The organism is Pseudomonas sp. S1(2024), from assembly GCF_046557535.1.
In genome coordinates, this window is sequence record NZ_JBKGFP010000077.1 from 36,376 (window position 1) to 56,680 (window position 20,305).

The window sequence follows — 20,305 nt, forward strand, 5'->3', positions numbered from 1 at the left end:
TGCAGACCGCTGTCAGTGTTGCGCCATGTCCAGCACCACACGCCCGCCGCACGGGCATTGGTCCATGTAGCGATGCGCCTCGACCACCTGTTCGAACGGGTACACCTTGATGATCTGCGGTGTCAGCAACTGGTCGGCAGTGAACTGGTTGATATCGCGCAAGGCGCGCTGCAGCGCCACCTGGTCCTGGCTGATACCCAGCTCCGGCTTGCCGGTGAAGTTGCCGATGCAGTGCACATAGAACTGGATGTTCTTCTGGAACGCCGCACAAGCCGGGAACGGCGTCTGATTGCCGCCTTGCAGGCCATACAGCACCAGGCTGCCGCGCGGTGCCAGCACATCGCCGAGCAGCGACATCTGCGGCCCACCCATGCCATCCAGGACCATGTCCACACCACGGCCATCGGTGTACTTGCCAACCTGCAGCAGCAGGTCCTGCTCTTCGGTGACAATAACCTTGTCGGCGCCCAGGCCCAGCAGGTACTCACGCTGTTCCGGCTCCTTGGTGGCGGCGAACACCTTCAGCCCCAGGGCCTTGCCCAGTTGCACGAAGGCAGGGCCCGCGCAGTGGCTGGCATCGGTGACCAGCGCCGTCTGCCCGGCTTTCGCCCGGGCCAGGTCGACGTAGGCGAAATAGGCGATCAGCAGCGGCGTGTAGTGCACGCTGGCCTCGATCGGGGTAAGCACATCCGGATAACGGGTAATGGCCGAACGCGGCAGCACGATGACATCGCCATACACCGGGTGGTCGTTGGCACTGGTGGCCGGGAAGCTGGCAACCCGGTCACCCACCGCAATATCCTCGACCCCTTCACCGACCGCGGTCACCACCCCGGCCATCTCGTGGCCGATCCCCGCCGGCAGGCGCGCCTGGGACGGTGCCAGGTTCTGGCGCCAGAGCACGTCATACCAGCTGACGCCAACCGCCTCGACGCGGATCTGTACCTCGCCGGCAGCGGGTGACGGTTCGGGCTGCTCCTCGCAACGGAGCACATCGGCAGCGCCGAACTTGTGGAAACGGATCATGCGGGACATCGCATACCTCGCCATTGTGAACCTCTAATTACCACGAACTCTATCCGGGCTTTGCCGGTTAGACCATCAGTGGTCATTAATAGTCGACATGCTTGTCATCGATTGGGCACCTGACTTTCCCTGCGATTGGTCCCCCTAAACCCGTGCAGGGTACCAGCCTTTGGCCTTAAGATTCACCTCTGCCCCACTTCAGGCGAAGCTCACCGATGAATCGAAACGACCTGCGTCGTGTAGACCTCAACCTGCTGATCGTGTTCGAAACGCTGATGCACGAACGCAGCGTGACCCGTGCCGCGGAAAAACTGTTCCTCGGCCAGCCCGCCATCAGCGCGGCGCTGTCGCGCCTGCGTAACCTGTTCGACGACCCGCTGTTCGTGCGTACCGGCCGCAGCATGGAGCCCTCGGCCCGGGCCCACGAGATCTTCGCCCTGCTGTCCCCGGCGCTGGACTCGATTTCTACCGCCGTCAGCCGCGCCGCCGAATTCGACCCGGCCACCAGCAATGCGGTGTTCCGCATCGGCCTGTCTGACGACGCCGAATTCGCCCTGCTGCCGCAGTTGCTCAAGCGCATCCGCGCCGAAGCGCCGGGTATCGTGCTGGTGGTGCGCCGGGTCAATTACCTGCTGATGCCGACGCTGCTGGCTTCGGGCGAGATCTCGGTGGGGGTCAGCTACACCAGCGAGCTGCCAGCCAACGCCAAGCGCAAGGTGCTGCGCCGCAGCATGCCGAAACTGCTGCGCGCCGACAGCGTGCCCGGCGCCATCACCCTGGACGACTTCTGCGCGCGGCCGCATGCGCTGGTGTCGTTTGCCGGGGACCTGTCGGGGTTCATCGACGAGGCCCTGGAAGAGATTGGCCGCAAGCGCCATGTGGTGCTGGCGGTGCCGCAGTTCAACGGGCTGGGGAGTTTGCTGGCGGGCACCGATATTGTCGCTACGGTGCCGGACTACACAGCGGACGCGCTGACCGCGGCGGGTGGGTTGCGGGCTGAGGATCTGCCGTTGGATGTGCGTAGTTTCGAGCTGCACATGGCCTGGCGCGGGGCGCAGGACAATGACCCGGCGGAGCGGTGGTTGCGGTCGCGAATACAGATGTTCTTCGGCGACCCTGACAGCCTATAGGGGCTTCGCGCATGCTTAATAACTAATCATTTCTGCCTCTTCCTAGCCTCGAAGAGCCATTTTCCTCCAGCTAATTGCTAAATTTGGGGCATATTTGAGGGCATGCTTTGGATGGTTTGAAAAGGATGCCCCCAACCTGATGTCTACACCCCCTGCCGCTCCCAAACTGAAATCGATGGCCATTTGCTCGCTTAAGATTGTCGACTTGAACCTCTTTCCTTACACACCTGAGATAATGAAAACCCAATTCAGGAAACGGCACAGATCATCAAGAACTGACGTTGTTGTGAGAGTTGGAGCGCTGCTGTTTAGGTAGGGCCGCGCAGCAACCATGCCTAGTACTCTTTATCAAGAATTTACGCCGGCGAAAAATAAACCGACAGCAACTTGGCACGCGAATCAATACGCTTTAGTCACTTCTTCGGAGTATCGAGAGCGTTACATGTTCCTGTACGTCAATACCTTCATTCGCCCCACCCAGTCCGCTTCGTTCGCAAAATCCTGCAAGACCAAGCCCCTCGCCCTGTTGCCCGTCCAGACTGGTCTTGCCACATTCCTGATGATCGGGCCAGCACTGGCGGATCCACTTCCTACCCCTGCCATCGCCAGCACCCTGCCATCCACCCCCAACCCCTTCGCCGTGGACACGACACTGCTGGGCAAGGTCTACGTCAGCGGTCAACTGACCGGGCTCGGCCTGTGGCAGAACCATATTATCGATGCTCCCGGTAACGATAACGACACCTTCCGCGCCGACCTCAGCAATGCCCAAGTCGAGATCCAGACCATCGACGGGCCGCTGCAGTTCTATATCCAGGCCGGTGGCTACTCGTTGCCGTCCCTGGGCAGCACCTACATGAAGTCGACCAAGACCGCGACATCGGCATCCATGCAGCCGCCGAAAGCTATGGCGCCGCGCTCCTGGCCAAGTACAGTTTCGATGAACACTGGGCCTTGGGCGTGCGTGCCGAATTCATCGACAGCCAGGGCGGCAGTTGCGGCACCGACCAGAATTGCGCCTCGACCAACCTGCTCTACGGCCCAGGCTCCGCCGCCTGGGCGTTGACCGCCACGCCGACCTACCGTGACGGCCCGTTCTTCGTACGGGGCGAGGTGGCCTACGTCAAGGCACTGGGCGCCGACGATGGTTCGGTGCCAGCGGTGATGAGCGTGACCAGGTTCGGGTACTCGCCGAAACCGGCCTGATGCTCTGCCCCTAAAGCCCTGTGGTCGCACAGGGCTCGACCCACGGGCGTCAAGGAATAAATGTCCAATCCGACGAGGCTTTCATGAATAACCCCCTTGAGCAGTTGCAAGAGCAACTGAGGCAACACGGCATCACCGAAGTCGAGTGCGCGCTCAGCGATTTTTGTGGCATCGCCCGAGGCAAGATCGCCGCCACCGCTCGCTTTCTCGAAGAAGGTGGCATGCGCCTGCCGGAAAGCGTCCTGCTGCAAACGGTGACCGGTGAATACGTCGATGACCATGTGTTCGATACCCTGCTCGACGAGGCAGGTGCCGACATGTACTGCCGCCCCGATCCGCAGGCCTGCTTTGTTCTACCCTGGCTGGCCGAGCCTACCGCCATGGTCATCCACGACCCGTTCGACAAGGCCGGCAACCCGATCGAACTGTCGCCGCGCCATGTACTCAAGCAGGTGCTCGGCCTGTATGCCGATGAGGGCTGGCAACCGGTGGTAGCCCCAGAGCTGGAGTTCTACCTGACCCGGCGCAGCCTTGATCCGGACGTGCCACTGGAGGCACCCGACGGCCGCTCCGGCCGCCCGGAACGGGGTCGGCAAAGTTTCTCCATCGACGCCACCCACGAATTCGCACCGTTGTTCGAAGACCTCTACCACTGGTGCGATGCCCAGGGGCTGGACCTCGATACCCTGAGCCATGAAAGCGGTCCCGCCCAAATGGAAGTGAACTTCCGCCACGGCGACGCTTTGCGCCTGGCCGACCAGCTCATCCTGTTCAAGCGCACCCTTCACGAAGCGGCGCTCAAGCACGGCATCAGTGCGACCTTCATGGCCAAACCGATCGCCTACCAACCCGGTAGCGCGATGCACATCCACCAGAGTGTGCAAGCCTTGCATACCAGCGACAACCTGTTCGCCCGCGATGACGGCGGCATGAGCGAGCAGTTCCTGCATTACATCGGCGGCTTGCAGCGCTACATCCCGCAGCTGCTGCCGCTGCTCGCGCCCAACGTGAACGCGTTCCGCCGTTTCCTGCCGGACAACTGCGCGCCGGTGAACGTCGCCTGGGGCCACGACAACCGCACCGTCGGCCTGCGTGTACCCTGCGCATCGCCCGCCGCGATGCGCGTGGAGAACCGCCTGCCCGGCGCCGATGCCAATCCCTACCTGGCGCTGGCCGCCACCTTGCTGTGCGGTTATCTGGGCATGCGCGAACGGATCGAGCCAAGCGCCCCGTTATCGGGACGTGCCTACGCTCACTGCGGCCTGAGCCTACCTAACACGCTTGACGAGGCGCTGGCTCGAATGGACGCCTGCGACAAGCTCAAGACCTACCTGGGTGACAGGTTCGTGCAAGGGTATGTCGCGGTCAAGCGCACCGAACACCGCCACTACCGGCAAGTCATCAGCACGTGGGAACGCGAGTATCTGCAATTGAGTGTGTAACACCGCTCCAAAAAACCGCACGAATGGACTTGATGCGATCTTTATCCAGAAAGCCCCAATCCTTCTGACATCTTGCGCTGCGGGCCACTAGCCTTCCTTCACTACTGGAGGAAACGCCATGGACCTGATCTTCATGGCCCGGACCTGATCGTGCTCGACCGGTTCATTCCTTAGGCCAACGTCACATCTCGACCTGAGTGCCCAGTTCGATCACCCGGTTCAGCGGCAACTTGAAGTACTTGAGGTTGCTGTTGGCATTCTTGAGCAGGAAGGCGAAAAGGTGCTCGCGCCACTTGGCCATGCCGATCCGTTTGGTGGGCACCACGGTTTCCCGGCTGAGGAAGTAGGTGGTGCGCATAGGGCTAAAGTCCAGCTCAGCAGTGCTGCTCTGGCTTAGGGCAAGCGGCACGTCGGGCTCTTCCATGAAACCGAAGTGCAGGCTGACTCTGAAGAAGCCTGCGCCAAAAGCTTCCACTTCGAAGCGTTTGTCAGCGCTGACACGCGGCGAATCTTCCGAGACCACCGTCAGCAGTACCACCTGTTCGTGCAGCACCTGATTGTGCAGCAGGTTGTGCAGCAGGGCATGGGGTACGGCGTCGGTACGGGCGGAGAGGAACACCGCAGTACCCTGTACACGGTGGGGCGGCTGCGCCTGTACGCTGCCGATGAATAACGGCAGCGGCAACGCGGTTTCGTCCAGCCGTTCGACGACAATGCTGCGCCCGCGCTTCCAGGTGGTCATGAGCACGAACAATGCCAGGCCGGCGATCACCGGGAATGCGCCACCTTGGAAGATCTTGGGCGCGTTGGCGGCAAAATACAGGCCGTCCACCAGCAGGAAGCCCAACAACAGCGGAACGGCCAGCCAGCGCGGTGTCTTCCACAACAGCAACACCACTGCCGACGCCAGGAGCGTGGTGATCAGCATGGTTCCGGTCACTGCCACGCCATAGGCTGCTGCCAGAGCACTGGACGATTCGAAGCCGATCACCAGAAGCACAACGCCTACCATCAGCGCCCAGTTGACCATGCCGATGTAGATCTGCCCCTGCTCTTCGCTGGAGGTGTGCTGGATGAACATGCGCGGCACATAGCCAAGCTGGATGGCCTGGCGAGTCAACGAGAACGCACCGGAAATCACCGCCTGCGAGGCAATGATAGTGGCCAGGGTGGCCAGCGCTACCATCGGCAGCAGTGCCCACCCGGGAGCCAGCAGGTAGAACGGGTTTCGCACCGCGGCTGGGTCGTTGAGGATCAGTGCGCCTTGCCCAAAATAGTTGAGTACAAGGCCCGGTAGCACCAGCATGAACCAGGCGCGAGAAATCGGTTTGCGACCGAAATGCCCCATGTCGGCGTATAGCGCCTCGGCCCCGGTCAAGGCCAGTACCACCGCGCCCAGAATGGCGATGCCCACGCCGGGATGAGCGACGAAGAAGTGCACGGCCCAAGTCGGGCTCAGCGCCTGTAGCACATCGGGCCGCTGGGCAATGCCATAGACGCCCAGCGCGCCGAGCACCACAAACCACAGCACCATCACCGGCCCGAACAGGATACCGATGCGTGCTGTTCCGTGCTTCTGGATAATGAACAACCCTAACAGGACTACGACCGAAATCGGCACGACCCAGTGGTCAATCCCGTCGATCCCCAGTTGCAGGCCCTCGACCGCCGACAGCACGGAAATTGCCGGGGTGATCATGCTGTCACCGTAGAACAGCGCCGCGCCGAACAGGCCCAACAGCACCAGCACCCTGCTCAGCACTGGATAAGGCCGCGCCGCCCGCCTGGCCAACGCAGTCAAGGCCATGATCCCGCCTTCGCCCTGGTTGCTGGCGCGCAGGATGAAAAGCACGTATTTGACCGACACCACCCAGATCAACGACCAGAACACCAGCGAGAGAATGCCCAGCACCCCTTCGATGTTGGCCTGCACGCCGAAGTGGCCATTGAACACTTCCTTGAGGGTATACAACGGGCTGGTGCCGATGTCGCCATAGACCACGCCAACAGCTGCGACCAACAGGCCAACGCCCGTGCTCTTGCCTGCGTGGGATTGATTTTCAGCGGTTGCGGTCTGACTCACAGATAACGTCTCGTCTGTTTTGCGTAAAGTCTGAGTGTAGGCGGGAATTCGGGGGCTTGAAAAAGCTGCACCAGTATTGGCCCTGGCCGTGATCCAGCGCATAAAGAATGGGTAAGAAATGCTCGTCGGTCGTCTCACCGACCACGCAAAAGAACGGCCGCCCTCACCCGCTGCCTGCCAAAGCAGTTCATGCGTGCAAATTCGCCATGACTGACCGGCAGGTGCTGGCAATCCAGGCTGCGACGGTGGCGGCTGTGGTCCACGTCCGGGTCGTGCAGGTAGACGAACTCCTCATCGCAGCCGGTTACCAGTACCCAGTGCGGCGCCTTCAGACGGGTGAAGCGATAACAACTGATCAGCACCAGTGGTCTGAAACCCGCTTGCAACACCGAACGGATATCGAAGCCAGGCGCCACCACCTGTTGCACGTCAGTCTCCCCCAGAGCCTCGACGAACTCGTCCTCTACCAGCCTCATGACGTCTTTTTTCTGCGGGCTGCGCACACCGTCGAGAAAAAGAGACCCCGGCTGGCTAAGCACCACGCGCACCTCGAACCCACGGCGCCAGGCCGCCAGAGCCAGGCCCTGCGGGCTACAGCCGCCATGGCCGGCCGTCATGAAGATGGTGGTGGCCTCACGCCAGAGCTGAATCTCCTCGGCGCGCAACAGCGGCCGCCCACGCTCGATCGCAGCCATGGCCATCAGTAGACAGGCCGCACCGCAGGTGAACTCTGTCGTTTGCGCGTAATAGGGCACTTGCCGAGCAGGTGCAGGTGCGTTGCAGAGGATGCGCTTTTCATAACGCAACGCCTGGCCATGGTCTTCGTAGTAGTCTTCGACCACGGCGAAGCGATAATAGCCATTGCTTTCGTACAGGCTGATCGCCGTCGGGTTGTCGGCGCGCACCTCAAGCCTCAACCAAGCGCAATTGCGCTCCAGCGCTGCCGCCTCGGCCTGCTCCAGCAAACGCTGCCCTAGGCCATGGCCACGCCAGCCGGGGCTCACAGCAATCGAGTAAAGGCGCGCGAGTGACGTACCGCGATGAAACAACAGCAGCGCATAGCCGGCCATTTGCCCCTGCTGCTCGGTAACGATCAGGCAGGCATTGGCACGGCGCACCATCCAGCTGAAATTGCGCGGGCTCAGGCGATCAAGGGTGAAGCAGTCCTGCTCCAGGGCCGCCAGCGCCTCGACATCGGCCACCGACGCAAAGCGAAAATCAAAAACCATGGCACCACCGTAATGTTTGAGTAACGAACCGGGACAGGTCGAGAAACCCGTGATTTATTGAAGCGGCGTGTTCTTCAACAGGGATCGAATACTCATGTCAGCGGTGCAAGCCAACGTGGCCGAAGTATTGGCCAAAAGCGAAACTTCCACAATCACCCTCAACGAGGAACCTCCCAGTACACGGCGCGCCGGTAGCCGCTTGCTGATCCTGGTGGAGCGCAAGGAGGACTGGGCCAGCTACCTGCCCAGCGAAAGCCTGATGCTCGCCCAGGCCTACCTTGAGCACAGCGATGACGCACCCGGTCGCACTCAGGTGCTCAACCTGTGCCGCAACTACAAATACCTGGGCCAGGGCTACTACTGCTCGCTGCTGGCCGAGGCACGTGGGCACAAGGTGTTCCCGTCGGTACGCACGGTCAGCGAACTGAGCCGCAAGGCGCTCTATGGCGTGGGGCTGGACGACCTTGAGCGCACCCTCGAGCGTGCCTTGGTCAACCACCCATATGGCAGCACCGAGGCCTTCACCCTCACCCTGTACTTCGGCCGCACAGCCATCGAACCACTGCAGGAGATCGGCCGCCAGCTGTTCGAGGCGTTCCCCTGCCCCATCCTGTTGGTGGAGTTTCGTCGCGGCGACGCCTGGCAGATCGCCGGCATCAAAGCAGGCGCCCTGCACAAGCTGCGCGATGAGCAGCAGCATTTCTTTGCCGACGCGCTGGATGCCTTCAACCGCCGCACGTGGCGCCAGCCCGCCTCCAAGCGCCTGGCGCGTTTCGACCTGGCGATCCTGCACGATCCGGCAGAGGAACTGCCGCCGTCCAATGCCCAGGCCCTGGAACAGTTCATCGAGAACGGCAAGCCGCTCGGCATCGACGTGGAGCTGATCGAAAAGAAAGATTACGCACGCCTGGCCGAGTTCGACGCGCTGTTCATCCGCGAAACCACGCGGGTGGACGATCACACCTACCGCTTCGCGAAGAAGGCCGAGAGCGAAGGCCTGGTAGTGATCGATGACCCCTCCTCGATCCTGCGCTGCACCAACAAGGTGTACCTGGCCGACCTGCTCAAACGCCACAACCTTGGCGCACCGGCCACCGAGATCCTGTACAAGGACCGCCCCCAGGAACTTGAACTGGTGGGCCGCCGCCTAGGCTTCCCATTGGTGCTGAAGATCCCCGATGGCTGCTTCTCCAAGGGTGTGATCAAGGTTGCCGATGCCCAAGCGCTGGCCTCGGCGGCACAGGAGCTGTTCGAGCACTCGGTGCTGCTACTGGCCCAGGAGTACTGCTACACCGAATACGACTGGCGCATTGGCGTGCTCAATGGCGAGGCGCTCTACGCCTGCCAGTACTTCATGTCCAAGGGCCACTGGCAAATCTACAACCACAAGGCTCAGGCCGGCGAAGTCAATGGCCAGTGCCGTGCGGTGCCGGTGGAGCAGGCACCGCCCGAGGTGGTGAAGCTGGCCGTGGACACCGCGCGGCTCATCGGCCATGGGCTGTATGGCGTGGACCTCAAGCAGGCCGGCGACCGCGTGCTGGTGATTGAAGTCAACGACAACCCCAATCTCGATGCCGGCATCGAAGACGCCGTGCTGGGCGACGAACTGTACCGCCGTGTACTGCAGGCCTTCGTGCAGCGGCTCGAACGCAAACATCTTGGCCAGACCTGGTGAGCGATGATCGAATGCTACTGCACCGAGCACGGTGCCCTTCTTGAGTCGTCCGAGGATCAGGCCAGCATCTGGTTGTGCGTGGCGCCGGACGCAGCCGAACAGGCTCGACTATGCGGGCGTCTGGGCGTCAGCGCCCAGGCGCTGGAGTCGTCGCTGGACCCGGACGAAGTGGCGCGTATCGAGATCAAGCCCGATCACCTGTTCCTGATCTGGAAACGCCCGGAAAGCTTCGACGGCCGAGTATTCAACGTATCGTCATTCGGCGTGGTGCTCAGCGAGAAACGCCTGGTGGTGATTTGCGCCAGCAATTCGCTGCTGGACGGCGTGGATCCTCAGGCCGGTATCAGCACCCCGCTGGATGTGCTGATGGCAATGCTGGCCGAAAGCGTGCATCACTACCTGGGGCATTTGCGGGTGGTCAAGCAGGTGGCCAGGGAGATCCAGCTGCAGTTCGACCGACCCATGGACAGCCAGCACCTGGTGCAGATGTACAGCCTGAGCGAAAGCCTGGTGTATTACGTCAACGCGATCCAGAGCAACGGCGCCGTACTCGCGCTGCTGCGCAGCCACGGTCAGAAGCACGGCTTCAGGCCCGAGCAGCTGGAGGCGCTCAACGACCTGATCATCGAGAACGAGCAGAGCTATCAGCAGGCGAAAATCCACGCCCAGGTTTTCACCAACCTCATCGAGGCCCGCGGCAACCTGGCCAACAACGGCATGAACCACGCCCTGCGCAATTTGACGCTGATCAACGTGGTGTTCCTGCCGTTGAACCTGCTGGCCAGCATCGGCGGGATGTCGGAATTCAGCATGATGACTGCTGGCATGCCCTGGTGGCTGTCATTTCCGGCCTTGTTGCTGGGCATGGCGGCGCTGGGCGGGGGCATGGCCGTGGCGTTGCGGCGCGTAGCATGAGCCCTTGCCCTCTACTTATTGTGCAGACACAGGCCGTTGAGCACTGCCAGCAGGCTTACCCCGACAGCGAACACAGCCATCCACAGGGTCCCCATTTCCAATGCACGGTTTTCTGCCTGGTTCAGGGAGGTCACCGCGAGCTCATGCCAGCCCGACGCAGGCCCTTTATTGAGTCTTTACGCCAGCGTGCAGAAAACCGACAGCAACTTGACCTGGAAAAGCCGTAATCTCGATGCACGCCAATGAAACGGCGTACTGGCAGCGCACGGATCAACTCGCCCAGCGCAAACGCAAGGCAGACATCTCCATTTTTCAGACAGACTGGCAGGAAGATTCTCATGGAAAACTCAGACATCGGACTGTTTTTACTGGCGCTGGTAACCATCACTGGGACGCTCATCAGTCTGTTCGAGCGCCGTATCAATAAACCAGCAAGGCCGTTAATGAAAAGTCAGGCCACCAAAGTTCAGCGGCGTTCATGAGACAGCGCTGAAGCATTGCGCGATCCGCTGTTAGGCTGCCTTGTCAGTGTCCGCAATAATTATGCGGTGTGTTTTTTCGGCTTCCTTGATCCAATGAATCTTCTGGTGGGTAAATCCTATCGGCAACATCTGCTCACCATGCCGGTAGCCACCAGAAGATCGCTTGGTGCACATCAGACAGATCGTGTCCCTGGAAGTGGTGTAACTAATCTTGCGGCGCTATTGAGCGTCCTCCCCGCCTGTGCTTGATCAGCAGAAAACCAAGATTGACCGTGTAAGGATTATTCCTTACCACCCAATCAATACATCCGGGAGAACGCCCATGCCTGCCATCCACGAAATCGCCACGCTAACCTCGAAGGGGCAGATCACACTGCCCAAATCCGTTCGCCAGCTACTGGGCATTGACACTGGTGGCAAGATTGCATTCGACGTACGCGGGGGTGAAATCGTGGTCAGCCGCGTAGAAACCACCCACGAAGACCCTGCCATCGGTGCGTTCCTGGGTTTGCTGGAGGCTGATATCCGAGGCGGCCGCAACCTCACCACTCTGCCGGAAGACTTGGCGCAAACCATGCTCGCCAACGCAAAGCACTCCGTAAACCTGGACGAAGATATCGACGGTGAGGTCGCGATCTGATGCTGCGACATGGCTGGACACTGTTGTTCCATGAAGGTGTGACTTTACAGCTACGCAAATTGCAAGAAGCCGCCGCCCGAGCCGAGCAGAACGATCCGCAAGGTTTTGAGAGCAACGCCAACGTCAAGCTGTTTCGGGCATTGAGCCATCTGATCATGGAGGCTGTGCCTGCCGACCCAGGCCGTGATGAGTTCCGCCAAGGCAACACGCTGGGCACCGCCTACCGACATTGGCGGCGCGCAAAAATCGGCAGGCGTTTTCGGCTGTTCTTTCGCTACGACTCAAGGTCCAAGGTCATCGTCTATGCATGGGTCAACGACGAAAACACCCTACGGTCCGCAGGCAGCAAAGCTGCGCGACTGGGTGAGGGATTGCACGTTTGACACCGGCCCTCCCCTCGGTGCGTCCAACTGTAATCCACTCGTAGCTGCTGTAAAAAAGGGTACATCTGGGGGTACAAAACCAATTCCCCGTTCATAACCATTTGATTTATATGAAGGGCCAAATGTTCTTCGGGGATCCGGACAGTCTCTGAGCACGATCCCCAACACCTCATCGCGCAAATGGCCCAGGCGCTATGGATCAAGGCTTTCAAGCTTGGCCGGCAAGAACGCCACGCCCCCCCTGTGGGAGCGGCTTCAGCCGCGAAGCAGGCGCCGCGGTATTACATGGATTTCATCAGTCCCGGTCAATCTTGGCATTTGACAAGGCTAAGGACAGGGTCGATACCAATGACATCTCTGCCAAAGGAGTCACCCATGTCGAAGCTTTATCCCAGCATTGATCCTGAGGGGCTGGTCGAGTACTCGGTGGTGTACAGCGACCGCTCGCTCAATCACATGTCGCAGACGTTTCAAGGCGTGATGAAGAACATTTCCAGAACCCTGAAACAGGTCTATAACGCCCAGGCTGTTGCGGTAGTGCCAGGCAGCGGTACATTCGGCATGGAATCGGTAGCGCGCCAGTTTGCCACCGGTCAGCAATGCCTGGTGATACGCAACGGCTGGTTCAGTTATCGCTGGAGCCAGATCCTTGAGACGGGCAACATCCCGGCGGCCACCACGGTGCTGAAAGCCCGACCGGTCGACACTGGTCGCCAGGCTGCCTATGCTCCGCCCCCTCTGGACGAAGTGCTGGCGGCGATAAAGGCGCACAAGCCGCAGATTGTCTTCGCCCCCCACGTTGAAACCTCATCCGGGATTATCCTGCCCGACGATTACCTGCGGGCCGTCGGCGACGCTGTACATGCGGTGGGCGGCCTGTTCGTGCTCGACTGCATCGCCTCAGGCACGATATGGGTTGATATGCAAAAGTGCGCAGTCGACCTGCTGATCAGCGCTCCACAGAAAGGCTGGAGCGCCTCCCCTTGCTGCGCCCTGGTGATGCTCAGTGCTTTGGCCCTGGAGCGTATCGAGCAGACGCAAAGCAGCAGTTTCGCCTGCGACCTGAAAAAGTGGCTGCAGATCATGCAGGCCTACGAACAGGGCGGGCATGCCTACCATGCGACCATGCCCAGCGACTCTCTCGCGCGATTTAACAAAGTAATCAACGAGATGCGAGCCTACGGTTTCGACAAGGTCCGCGGCGAACAACAGGCTCTGGGCGATCGGGTGCGCGCCATGTTGACTGGCAAAGGCATCAAGAGCGTGGCCGCAGCCGGCTTTCAGGCCCCGGGCGTAGTGGTGAGCTACACCGATGATGCCGATATCAAGAGCGGTAAGAAATTTGTCGAGCACGGCCTGCAGATTGCCGCCGGAGTGCCGTTGCAATGTGACGAGCCGGCCGACTTCCAGACCTTCCGCATCGGTCTGTTCGGGCTCGAAAAACTGCACAATATCGAGCGCACGGTCAGCACCCTCGAGCAGGCACTGGACGAAGTGATGGTGAACTAAGGCCTCATCCTGGCATTTGCCGCTTTCGTGTCCTCGGTGATCGAAAGCGGCACGCCACCGGCACAGATGGCGGCAATTCGCGAGCGTCTGCGTGTACTTGGCCTGGAACCTTACGACTGCTTGTCGCCCCCCACTCATGGATGCACTCGCGGTTCACGCCGCCAAGCAAAAAGGCACTTACCGCGAATGATGGTGATCTGAACCCTTAAACTGCTTGCAGTTGCCGGTCAGCGTGGTAAGACGAGCGCACCAGCGGCCCGGAGGCCACGTTTCTGAACCCCATCGCCAAGGCCTGCTCGGCAAGCATGGCGAAGGTGTCAGGGTGCACGAAGCGCTGCACCGGCAAGTGGCTGCGGGACGGTTGCAGATACTGCCCCAGGGTCAGCATGTCAACCTGATGCTCACGCATGCGCTGCATCACCTCGACCACCTCGGCATCGGTCTCGCCCAGGCCTAGCATCAGGCCGGACTTTGTCGGTACCGCCGGCAGGCGTTGCTTGAAGCGCTCCAGCAGGTCCAGTGACCACTCGAAGTCCGAGCCCGGCCGTGCCGCCCGGTACAGGCGCGGCACGGTTTCCAGGTTGTGGTTGAACACGTCTGGCGGCTCTTGCGCCGTGATGTCCAGAGCAACGTCCATACGGCCACGGTAATCCGGCACCAGGGTTTCCAGCTGAATACCCGGCGACAGCCTGCGGATCTCGCGCAGGCAATCGGCGAAGTGGCGGGCGCCGCCATCGCGCAGGTCGTCACGGTCCACCGAGGTGATCACCACATACTTCAGGCCAAGGTCGGCAATGGCGATGGCAAGGTTCGTCGGCTCATCGGCATCCAGTGGTTTGGGCCGGCCATGGCCGACATCGCAGAACGGGCAACGGCGGGTACAGATGTCGCCCATGATCATGAACGTCGCCGTGCCGCCCGAGAAACACTCGCCCAGGTTCGGGCAGGACGCCTCTTCGCACACGCTGTGCAGCTTGTGTTTGCGCAGCAGGGCCTTGACCCGTGCCACTTCCGGCGTGGTGGGAATCTCCACGCGAATCCAGTCGGGTTTGCGCGGCACCTGCTCGGTGGGCAGGATTTTCACCGGGATGCGCGCCACCTTGTCGGCGCCGCGCAGTTTCACCCCGGCCTGCAAGGGCTGCGGGTGCGTAGGGGCAGTCTGGATTTCACTCATGCTCATGCTCCGACAGTCTGGCCTTTAGCCACGGTAGTAACGTTGCGCCACGAACGGTGTGCGCACCACCTGCATCGGCACGTGCTTGCCGCGCACCTGGGCGAACACTTGCGTGCCCAGCGCTGCCTGCTCGCTCTGCAGGTAGCCCATCGCCAGCGGCGCGCCCAGGCTGGGACCGAAACCGCCACTGGTGACCCGGCCGATCACCTGCTCCCGAGCATCGACGATCACTGCCCCTTCACGCACCGGCACGCGCTCTGCAGGCAGCAGGCCCACGCGCTTGCTGGCCACGCCTTCGTGCTGCTGGGCAAGGATGCGCTCGGCGCCGGGGAAGCCGCCAGCGCGCTCACCCTCGGCACGCCGGGCCTTGGAGATCGCCCAGCCCAGGCTGGCCTCGATCGGCGTGGTGTGCACCGCCATGTCATGGCCGTACAGGCACAGCCCGGCCTCCAGGCGTAGCGAATCACGGGCCCCCAGGCCGATGGGCTGGACCTCGGCTTCGGCCAGCATCGAACGGGCAAGCATGGGCGCCGCCTCGACCGGTACCGAGATTTCGTAGCCGTCTTCGCCGGTGTAGCCCGAGCGGCTGACGTAACAGTCGACACCCAGCAGCCTCACACTGGCGAACTGCATGAAAGTCATGCCGGCAACCTGGGGCGCCAGTCGCGCCAGTACCTTGGCCGCCGCCGGGCCTTGCAGGGCCAGCAAGGCCCGGCTGGCAAACAACGACTCGACCTCGCAATAACCTTCCAGGTGCTGGCGCATGTAGGTCAGGTCCTGCTCCTTGCAGGCGGCGTTGACCACCAGCAACAGCTCGTCGTCACCCAGCCTGGCCACCATCAGGTCGTCGAGGATGCCGCCATCGTCATTGGTGAACAGCGCATAGCGCTGCATGCCCACCGGCAGGTCGATGATGTCGACCGGCACCAGCGCTTCCAACGCCCTGGCGGCCTCTGCGCCGCGCAGGCGGATCTGGCCCATGTGCGAAACGTCGAACAGACCAGCCTGTTCACGGGTGTGCAGGTGTTCCTTGAGCACACCCAGCGGGTACTGGACCGGCATGGCATAACCGGCGAATGGCACCATGCGTGCCCCCAGCGCCAGGTGCAGGTCGTGCAGCGGGGTTTGTTGCAGTTGTTCTGTGGTCATGGCTGGCTCCTGGCCTTCGATGATATGGGCTGCCGGCACACTGCCGACAGCCGCCAAGCCCTGAGGTCAGGCCGGATAGACAGGGAACAGCTTGCACAGCGCTGCCACCTGGCGCGCCACCTGGGCCTCGACGTCGGCATCACCGAGATGGTCGAGGATGTCGCAGATCCAGGTCGCCAAGGCGCGGCATTCCGCCTCCTTGAGCCCACGGGTAGTCACTGCCGGGGTACCGATGCGCAGGCCCGAGGTCACGAACGGCGACTGCGGGTCGTTGGGCACCGCGTTCTTGTTCACCGTGATGTGCGCACGGCCCAGCGCGGCGTCGGCATCCTTGCCGGTGATGCCCTGGCGGATCAGGCTGACCAGGAACAGATGGTTGTCGGTGCCACCGGAGACCACGTCGAAACCGCGCTGCATGAACACCTGCGCCATGGCCTGGGCGTTGCTGATGACCTGGCGCTGGTAATCCTTGAAACCAGGCGCCAGGGCCTCCTTGAAGCACACCGCCTTGGCCGCGATCACGTGCATCAGCGGCCCGCCCTGCCCGCCTGGGAACACCGCCGAGTTGAGTTTTTTCTCAAGCTCCGGGTCGGCCTTGGCCAGAATCAGGCCGCCACGCGGCCCGCGCAAGGTCTTGTGGGTGGTGGTGGTGACCACATCGGCATACGGCAGCGGGTTGGGGTACAGGCCTGCCGCGACCAGCCCGGCAACGTGGGCCATGTCGACGAACAGGTAGGCCCCGACCTTGTCGGCGATCTGCCGGAAACGCGGGAAGTCGAGGGTCTTCGAGTAGGCCGAGAAACCAGCCACGATCATCTTCGGCTGGTGCTCGACCGCCAGGCGCTCGACTTCGTCGTAGTCAATCAGGCCGTTGGCATCGATGCCGTATTGCACGGCGTTGTACAGCTTGCCCGAGGACGACACCTTGGCCCCGTGGGTCAGGTGGCCGCCGTGAGCCAGGCTCATGCCCAGCAAGGTATCACCGGCCTGCAGCAGGGCCAGGTAGACCGCCGCGTTGGCCTGGGAGCCCGAGTGTGGCTGGACGTTGGCATAACCGGCACCGAACAACTGCTTGGCGCGGTCGATGGCCAGCTGCTCGACCACATCGACATGCTCGCAGCCCCCGTAGTAACGCTTGCCCGGGTAGCCTTCGGCGTACTTGTTGGTCAGTTCGGTGCCCTGGGCCTGCATCACCTGGGGGCTGGTGTAGTTTTCCGAAGCGATCAGCTCGATGTGGTCTTCCTGGCGCTGCACTTCACGGCCGATGGCCGCGGACAGTGCAGGGTCGAAATCGGACAGGGTCAGGCTTTTGTGGAACATGGGTGAGATTCCTTGTTGTTCGGTCGGCAAGCACGGTCCGGAAGCGTCCGGGCCAGCAGGGTCAGGCATCTTGATAGCTCGACAGCGGCGGGCAGGCACAGGCCAGGTTGCGGTCGCCGTAGACGTTGTCCACGCGCCCCACCGGCGGCCAGTACTTGCTGTCGCGCAGTTCGGCCAGCGGGTACACCGCCAGCTCCCGGGCATAGCCGTGGGGCCATTCGCCCACCAGTTCGGTGGCGGTATGCGGGGCGTTCTTCAGCGGGTTGTCGAGCTTGTCCAGGGTGCCGTTTTCCACGGCGCGGATTTCCTCGCGGATGCAGATCATCGCTGCGCAGAAGCGGTCCAGTTCTTCCTTGGATTCACTCTCGGTCGGCTCGACCATCAGCGTGCCAGCCACCGGGAAGGACATGGTCGGGGCATGGAAGCCGAAGTCGATCAGGCGCTTGGCCACGTCCTCGACGCTGATGCCGCTGCTGTCCTTGAGCGGGCGCAGGTCGAGGATGCACTCGTGGGCGACCAGTCCGTTCTCGCCGGTGTACAGCACCGGGTAGTGTTCCTCCAGGCGGCGGGCGATGTAGTTGGCATTGAGGATCGCCAGCTGCGAGGCGCGCTTGAGCCCTTCCCCGCCCATCATACGGATGTACATCCAGGTGATTGGCAGGATGCTGGCACTGCCATAAGGCGCCGCGCTGACCGCGCCCCGCGGGTTCGCCAGATGGGCGTGACCGGGCAGGAACGGCGCCAGGTGCGCCTTGACGCCAATCGGGCCGACACCGGGGCCGCCACCGCCATGGGGGATGCAGAAGGTCTTGTGCAGGTTCAGGTGCGACACGTCGCCACCGAACTTGCCCGGGGCGCACAGGCCGACCATGGCGTTCATGTTGGCGCCATCCAGGTACACCTGGCCGCCGTGCTCGTGAATGATGTCGCAGATGCGGGTGATGGCATCTTCGAACACGCCGTGGGTCGAGGGGTAGGTGATCATCAGCGCAGCCAACTGCGCCCTGTGCTGCTCGGCCTTGAGCTGCAGGTCGGCGACATCGACGTTGCCACGCTCGTCGCAGTTGACCACCACCACCCGCATGCCGGCCATCTGCGCCGTGGCCGGGTTGGTGCCATGGGCCGACGACGGGATCAGGCATACATCGCGCCCTGCCTCGCCACGGCTGGCGTGGTAGGCGCGGATCGCCAGCAGGCCGGCATACTCACCCTGGGAACCGGCATTGGGCTGCAGCGACATGGCGTCATAGCCGGTGGCCGCGCAGAGCATGGCCTCCAGTTCATCGGTCAGCTGGCGGTAACCCTGCGACTGCTCAGCCGGGGCGAATGGGTGCAGGGCGCCGAACTCGGGCCAGGTGATCGGGACCATTTCGCTGGCGGCATTGAGCTTCATGGTGCACGAGCCGAGCGCGATCATGCTGCGGTCCAGGGCCAGGTCCTTGTCGGCCAGGCGGCGCAGGTAGCGCATCAGTTCGGTTTCGCTATGGTAGCGGTTGAACACCGGGTGTAGCAGGAACGGGGTCGCGCGCAGCAGTGGCACGGGCAGGCAATCGCTGCTGCCGGCGGCCAACGCGGTGAAGCTTGGAAGCGCCTGGCCGGGTTCGGCGAACACCTGCCACAGGGCCTCGACACTGGCCTGTTCGCAGGTTTCATCCAGCGACACACCAACCCGCAGTTCGTCAATCAGGCGCAGGTTCAGGCGTGCCGCATTGGCGGCAGCCAGCACATCGGCCAAAGGCCTCGCGGTGACCACGCTGATGGTGTCGAAGAAGTGCGCCTGCTCGACCTTGTGCCCGAGCTGTTTCAGCCCTTGCACCAGGATCGCGGTCAGCCGGTGCACACGCCGGGCGATCTGCTCCAGGCCCTGGGGACCGTGGTAGACCGCATACATGCTGGCGATGTTGGCCAGCAGCACCTGCGCGGTGCAGATGTTGCTGGTGGCCTTTTCGCGGCGGATGTGTTGCTCGCGGGTCTGCATGGCCAGGCGCAGGGCCGGCTTGCCGAAGCGGTCGATGGACACGCCGACCAGGCGGCCGGGCATGTCGCGCTTGAACGCATCGCGGGTGGCGAAGTACGCCGCATGCGGGCCGCCAAAGCCCAGCGGCACGCCGAAGCGCTGGGCGCTGCCCAGCACCACGTCGGCATCGAACTCACCCGGTGGGGTCAGCAAGGTCAGTGCCAGCAGGTCAGCGGCCACAGCCACCAGCGCACCCGCCGCATGGGCGCGTTGCACCAGGGCGCGGTGGTCGGTGATGGCACCAGTGCTGGCCGGGTACTGCAGCAACAGGCCGAAATAGCCGTCCAGGGCTTGGCAATCCAGCAACGCTTCATCAGCGATGACCACTTCGATACCCAGTGGCTGGGCACGGGTACGCAGCACATCGAGGGTCTGCGGGTGGCAATGGCTGGACGCGAAGAACGCCGGGGCCTTGTTCTTCGCCAGGCGCTTGCAGAAGGTCATGGCCTCGGCGGCGGCGGTGGCTTCGTCGAGCAACGAGGCGTTGGCGATCTGCATGCCGGTGAGGTCGCTGACCAGGGTCTGGAAGTTCAGCAACGCCTCCAGGCGGCCCTGGGAGATTTCCGGCTGGTACGGCGTGTAGGCGGTGTACCAGGCCGGGTTTTCCAGCAGGTTGCGCAGGATCGGCGTGGGCGTGTGGCAAGGGTAATAGCCCTGGCCGATGTGGTTGCTGAACAGCTGGTTGTTCGCAGCGATGGCCTTGAGTGCGGCCAGGGCTTCAGCCTCGCCCTGCCCCTTGCTCAGCTCGAGCACGCTGCTGCCCCTGATGCTGGCGGGAATGACGCTGTCGATCAGGGCTTCCAGTGAGTCATGGCCGACCAGCGCCAGCATGGCGTCGATATCGCCCTCGCGCGGGCCGATATGGCGGGCGATGAATTCGTTGTCAGTGCCCAGCGGGATGGATGCGTTGGTCATCTCTGCCCCC

The 20,305-nt window shown here is 62.4% G+C and carries 15 protein-coding genes and 2 pseudogenes; 10 read left to right on the forward strand and 7 right to left on the reverse strand.

Annotated elements, in window-relative coordinates; all coding sequences use genetic code 11:
• Positions 1–12: 12 nt before the first annotated feature.
• Positions 13–1,035, reverse strand: a complete 1,023-nt coding sequence (locus tag ACLCGK_RS21450; RefSeq protein ID WP_410952862.1) for a zinc-dependent alcohol dehydrogenase family protein — start codon at positions 1,033–1,035, stop codon at positions 13–15.
• Positions 1,036–1,241: 206 nt separating this feature from the next.
• Between ACLCGK_RS21450 and ACLCGK_RS21455 the strand changes: the two genes are divergently transcribed.
• The 3 genes from ACLCGK_RS21455 (at position 1,242) to ACLCGK_RS21465 (ending at position 4,804) form a co-directional block, all read left to right on the forward strand.
• Positions 1,242–2,156 (forward strand): LysR family transcriptional regulator, encoded by a 915-nt coding sequence (locus ACLCGK_RS21455; protein ID WP_013972367.1) that lies wholly within the window; start codon positions 1,242–1,244, stop codon positions 2,154–2,156.
• Positions 2,157–3,077: 921 nt separating this feature from the next.
• Positions 3,078–3,362 carry an outer membrane beta-barrel protein gene (locus tag ACLCGK_RS21460; protein WP_410952877.1) on the forward strand — a complete coding sequence of 95 codons (285 nt, stop codon included), beginning with the start codon at positions 3,078–3,080 and terminating at the stop codon, positions 3,360–3,362.
• Between the two features lie 83 nt (positions 3,363–3,445).
• Positions 3,446–4,804 (forward strand): glutamine synthetase family protein, encoded by a 1,359-nt coding sequence (locus ACLCGK_RS21465; protein WP_410952863.1) that lies wholly within the window; start codon positions 3,446–3,448, stop codon positions 4,802–4,804.
• A 181-nt stretch (positions 4,805–4,985) separates the two neighbouring features.
• Here the strand turns inward: ACLCGK_RS21465 and ACLCGK_RS21470 are convergent, their stop codons facing one another.
• Both ACLCGK_RS21470 and ACLCGK_RS21475 read right to left on the reverse strand, forming a co-directional pair.
• Positions 4,986–6,887, reverse strand: coding sequence for a potassium transporter Kup (locus ACLCGK_RS21470; RefSeq protein ID WP_100413524.1), 1,902 nt, complete (start codon positions 6,885–6,887; stop codon positions 4,986–4,988).
• Positions 6,888–7,021: 134 nt separating this feature from the next.
• Positions 7,022–8,116 carry a GNAT family N-acetyltransferase/peptidase C39 family protein gene (locus tag ACLCGK_RS21475; RefSeq protein ID WP_100413525.1) on the reverse strand — a complete coding sequence of 365 codons (1,095 nt, stop codon included), beginning with the start codon at positions 8,114–8,116 and terminating at the stop codon, positions 7,022–7,024.
• Between the two features lie 94 nt (positions 8,117–8,210).
• On the opposite strand from ACLCGK_RS21475, the gene ACLCGK_RS21480 reads away from it, so the two are divergent.
• The 7 genes and pseudogenes from ACLCGK_RS21480 to ACLCGK_RS21510 all read left to right on the forward strand — a co-directional run.
• Positions 8,211–9,791 carry a RimK family protein gene (locus ACLCGK_RS21480; protein WP_410952864.1) on the forward strand — a complete coding sequence of 527 codons (1,581 nt, stop codon included), beginning with the start codon at positions 8,211–8,213 and terminating at the stop codon, positions 9,789–9,791.
• Between the two features lie 3 nt (positions 9,792–9,794).
• Positions 9,795–10,706 carry a magnesium transporter CorA family protein gene (locus ACLCGK_RS21485; RefSeq protein ID WP_410952865.1) on the forward strand — a complete coding sequence of 304 codons (912 nt, stop codon included), beginning with the start codon at positions 9,795–9,797 and terminating at the stop codon, positions 10,704–10,706.
• Positions 10,707–11,044: 338 nt separating this feature from the next.
• Positions 11,045–11,188: a hypothetical protein gene (locus tag ACLCGK_RS21490; protein ID WP_410952866.1), complete on the forward strand. Its 144-nt coding sequence runs from the start codon at positions 11,045–11,047 to the stop codon at positions 11,186–11,188.
• Between the two features lie 322 nt (positions 11,189–11,510).
• A complete protein-coding gene (locus ACLCGK_RS21495) occupies positions 11,511–11,828 on the forward strand; it encodes a type II toxin-antitoxin system PrlF family antitoxin (RefSeq protein WP_009406937.1) in 318 nt (105 codons plus the stop codon).
• Positions 11,828–12,181, forward strand: a pseudogene (locus ACLCGK_RS21500) (type II toxin-antitoxin system YhaV family toxin); the annotation flags it as partial. The gene ACLCGK_RS21495 and the pseudogene ACLCGK_RS21500, both read left to right, overlap by 1 nt.
• 405 nt (positions 12,182–12,586) lie before the next feature.
• The gene (locus tag ACLCGK_RS21505) at positions 12,587–13,720 is read left to right on the forward strand and encodes an aminotransferase class V-fold PLP-dependent enzyme (RefSeq protein WP_410952867.1); all 1,134 of its coding nucleotides are present in this window, start codon (positions 12,587–12,589) and stop codon (positions 13,718–13,720) included.
• Positions 13,721–13,735: 15 nt separating this feature from the next.
• Positions 13,736–13,910, forward strand: a pseudogene (locus tag ACLCGK_RS21510) (glutathione-dependent formaldehyde-activating protein); the annotation flags it as partial.
• 15 nt (positions 13,911–13,925) lie between these two features.
• Here ACLCGK_RS21510 and lipA read toward each other — a convergent pair.
• The 4 genes from lipA to gcvP all read right to left on the reverse strand — a co-directional run bounded on the left by lipA (position 13,926) and on the right by gcvP (position 20,295).
• A complete protein-coding gene (gene lipA, locus ACLCGK_RS21515; protein WP_410952868.1) occupies positions 13,926–14,900 on the reverse strand; it encodes a lipoyl synthase in 975 nt (324 codons plus the stop codon).
• 18 nt (positions 14,901–14,918) lie between these two features.
• Positions 14,919–16,043: a glycine cleavage system aminomethyltransferase GcvT gene (gcvT, locus tag ACLCGK_RS21520; protein ID WP_410952869.1), complete on the reverse strand. Its 1,125-nt coding sequence runs from the start codon at positions 16,041–16,043 to the stop codon at positions 14,919–14,921.
• 66 nt (positions 16,044–16,109) lie between these two features.
• Positions 16,110–17,363: a serine hydroxymethyltransferase gene (glyA, locus tag ACLCGK_RS21525; protein ID WP_085663887.1), complete on the reverse strand. Its 1,254-nt coding sequence runs from the start codon at positions 17,361–17,363 to the stop codon at positions 16,110–16,112.
• Positions 17,364–17,424: 61 nt separating this feature from the next.
• Positions 17,425–20,295, reverse strand: coding sequence for an aminomethyl-transferring glycine dehydrogenase (gene gcvP, locus ACLCGK_RS21530; protein ID WP_410952870.1), 2,871 nt, complete (start codon positions 20,293–20,295; stop codon positions 17,425–17,427).
• Positions 20,296–20,305: the final 10 nt, after the last annotated feature.

Coding starts and splice junctions, on each gene's coding strand:
- ACLCGK_RS21505 (WP_410952867.1), top strand. CDS start 12,587: ATGTCGAAGCTTTATCCCAGCATTGATCCTGAGGGGCTGGTCGAGTAC.
- ACLCGK_RS21485 (WP_410952865.1), top strand. CDS start 9,795: ATGATCGAATGCTACTGCACCGAGCACGGTGCCCTTCTTGAGTCGTCC.
- gcvP (WP_410952870.1), bottom strand. CDS start 20,295: ATGACCAACGCATCCATCCCGCTGGGCACTGACAACGAATTCATCGCC.
- ACLCGK_RS21455 (WP_013972367.1), top strand. CDS start 1,242: ATGAATCGAAACGACCTGCGTCGTGTAGACCTCAACCTGCTGATCGTG.
- ACLCGK_RS21450 (WP_410952862.1), bottom strand. CDS start 1,035: ATGTCCCGCATGATCCGTTTCCACAAGTTCGGCGCTGCCGATGTGCTC.
- ACLCGK_RS21475 (WP_100413525.1), bottom strand. CDS start 8,116: ATGGTTTTTGATTTTCGCTTTGCGTCGGTGGCCGATGTCGAGGCGCTG.
- gcvT (WP_410952869.1), bottom strand. CDS start 16,043: ATGACCACAGAACAACTGCAACAAACCCCGCTGCACGACCTGCACCTG.
- glyA (WP_085663887.1), bottom strand. CDS start 17,363: ATGTTCCACAAAAGCCTGACCCTGTCCGATTTCGACCCTGCACTGTCC.
- ACLCGK_RS21480 (WP_410952864.1), top strand. CDS start 8,211: ATGTCAGCGGTGCAAGCCAACGTGGCCGAAGTATTGGCCAAAAGCGAA.
- ACLCGK_RS21490 (WP_410952866.1), top strand. CDS start 11,045: ATGGAAAACTCAGACATCGGACTGTTTTTACTGGCGCTGGTAACCATC.
- ACLCGK_RS21465 (WP_410952863.1), top strand. CDS start 3,446: ATGAATAACCCCCTTGAGCAGTTGCAAGAGCAACTGAGGCAACACGGC.
- lipA (WP_410952868.1), bottom strand. CDS start 14,900: ATGAGCATGAGTGAAATCCAGACTGCCCCTACGCACCCGCAGCCCTTG.
- ACLCGK_RS21495 (WP_009406937.1), top strand. CDS start 11,511: ATGCCTGCCATCCACGAAATCGCCACGCTAACCTCGAAGGGGCAGATC.